The organism is Massilia sp. P2_C2, from assembly GCF_056404615.1.
Genome location: NZ_JBFUDR010000529.1, coordinates 1 through 2,272 on the forward strand (window position 1 = coordinate 1; position 2,272 = coordinate 2,272).

Sequence of the window (2,272 nt, forward strand, 5' to 3'; positions counted from 1 at the left end):
CCGCCGAGAACCTGGCCAGCAGCGGCGGGATGGCGCCCGGCAGGCCGAGGGCCAGCACGTCGGCCGCGCTGAACATCACGTAGAACAGCGAACACAGGATCAGTGCCCGGCGCAGGTCGCGCAGGATCGTTCCGGCCTGTTCGCGCAGGAAGCCGGTCTCCGTCGCCGTGCAGGCAAATTCCCCGCGCAGGCTCGCGATGGGGGCGGGGCTCGGATCGTTCGACATGGACAGGACGTGGGCGCGAAGGGGCGAAATGAAGGGCGAGACTCTAGCTAAAAATTCAATTTCTGTAAAGTAATTTTCAATCGTGGCGAGTCACCCTGTCGCGGGTTCGCGCATCCCCTCGCCGACGAGTGACGCTGTAAAATACGCGCTTGACCTTTCAACCAGGCCCCGCCAGCCGGGGCCGCAGCCAATGTATTCGACCATGACCGTCCGTACCCGTTTCGCTCCCAGCCCGACCGGCTACCTCCACCTCGGCGGCGCGCGCACCGCGCTGTATTCCTGGGCCTATGCCCGCCACTTCGGCGGCACGTTCGTGCTGCGCATCGAGGATACCGACCTGGAGCGTTCGACCCCGGCAGCCGTGCAGGCGATCCTGCAGGGTATGGAATGGCTCGGCCTGAATCACGACGAAGGGCCGTTCTACCAGATGCAGCGCATGGACCGTTACCGCGACGTGGTGAAGGGCATGCTGGAAGCCGGTACGGCCTACCTGTGCTACTGCTCGCCGGAGGAAGTGGAGGCGATGCGCGAGCGCATGCGCGCCGCCGGCGAAAAGCCCCGCTACGACGGTACCTGGCGTCCGGAATCGGGCAAGACGCTGCCGCCCGTGCCGGAAGGGGTGAAGCCCGTCGTGCGCTTCAAGAATCCGCTGGACGGCGAAGTCACGTGGCACGACGTCGTCAAGGGCCCGATCACGATCGCCAACAAGGAACTGGACGACCTCGTGATCGCCCGCCCGGACGGCACGCCGACCTATAACTTCTGCGTGGCGGTCGACGACTGGGACATGAAGATCACGCACGTGCTGCGCGGCGACGACCACGTCAACAACACGCCCCGCCAGATCAATATCCTGCGCGCGCTGGGCGCCGAGCTGCCGCAATACGGCCACCTGCCGATGATCCTCGGCGCGGACGGCCAGAAGCTGTCCAAGCGCCATGGCGCCGTCAGCGTGATGGAGTATCCGGAGCAGGGCTATCTGCCGGAAGCGATGCTCAACTACCTGGCGCGCCTGGGCTGGAGCCATGGCGACGACGAGATCTTCTCGATGCAGCAATTTACCGAGTGGTTCAACCTCGAGCACCTGACCGCGTCGGCCGCGCAATTCAACCCGGAAAAGCTGGCCTGGCTGAACAACCACTATATCAAGCAGGCCGACAACGAGCGCCTGGCCGGCCTGGCCCGTCCGAAGATGGAGCGCGAAGGCGCGGTCTTCGACGGTGCGCCGCCGCTCGCCGCCGTGCTGGGCCTGATGAAGGAGCGCACGAATACGATCAACGAACTGGCCGACGCCGCCATGCTGTTCTACCGCGAGCCGAAGCCGGATGCGGCGCTGCTGGCCCAGCACCTGACCGACGCCGTGCGTCCCGCCCTGGCCCAGTTCGCCGAGCGCCTGCGCGACGTCGAATGGACCAAGCCGGCGCTGTCGGCCGCGATGAAGGAAGTGCTGGCCGCGCACGGTCTCAAGATGCCGCAACTGGCCATGCCGCTGCGCCTGCTGGTGACGGGCCAGCTGCAGACGCCGGCCATCGACGCCGTGCTGGAATTGTTTGGCCGTGAGACGGTGCTCGTGCGCGTGGCCAAGGGCATCTGATTCCCTCTTGGTATTTGCGAAATGCAAGTGTGTCCGCTATAATGCTCGCACTTCAGCGCTGCGGGGGTATAGCTCAGCTGGGAGAGCGCTTGCATGGCATGCAAGAGGTCAGCGGTTCGATCCCGCTTACCTCCACCACCTCTGAAGTCGATGCAGTCCAGGGTCCCCATCGTCTAGAGGCCTAGGACATCACCCTTTCACGGTGAGTACCGGGGTTCGAATCCCCGTGGGGACGCCAGAAGGCATTGTAGTGTGTTATAGTACTGTTTTCCCGTAGGGGGTATAGCTCAGCTGGGAGAGCGCTTGCATGGCATGCAAGAGGTCAGCGGTTCGATCCCGCTTACCTCCACCAAGCAGGGAAAACAGTCGGTAACAGTCCAGGGTCCCCATCGTCTAGAGGCCTAGGACATCACCCTTTCACGGTGAGTACCGGGGTTCGAATCCCCGTGGGG

1 protein-coding gene, 3 tRNA genes and 1 pseudogene are annotated in these 2,272 nt (G+C 64.3%); 4 read left to right on the forward strand and 1 reads right to left on the reverse strand.

What is annotated here, in order from left to right:
* Positions 1–226: pseudogene (locus tag AC1DYX_RS30445) on the reverse strand (hypothetical protein); the annotation flags it as partial.
* A gap of 202 nt (positions 227–428) precedes the next feature.
* On the opposite strand from AC1DYX_RS30445, the gene gltX reads away from it, so the two are divergent.
* The 4 genes from gltX to AC1DYX_RS30465 all read left to right on the forward strand — a co-directional run bounded on the left by gltX (position 429) and on the right by AC1DYX_RS30465 (position 2,172).
* Complete coding sequence (gene gltX, locus AC1DYX_RS30450; RefSeq protein ID WP_477265855.1) at positions 429–1,820, forward strand: glutamate--tRNA ligase; 1,392 nt, start codon at positions 429–431, stop codon at positions 1,818–1,820.
* A 62-nt stretch (positions 1,821–1,882) separates the two neighbouring features.
* Positions 1,883–1,958: transfer RNA gene (locus AC1DYX_RS30455), tRNA-Ala, on the forward strand.
* Positions 1,959–1,982: 24 nt separating this feature from the next.
* A tRNA-Glu gene (locus tag AC1DYX_RS30460) sits at positions 1,983–2,058 on the forward strand.
* Between the two features lie 38 nt (positions 2,059–2,096).
* Positions 2,097–2,172 (forward strand) — tRNA-Ala (locus AC1DYX_RS30465).
* The last annotated feature ends 100 nt before the right edge of the window (positions 2,173–2,272 follow it).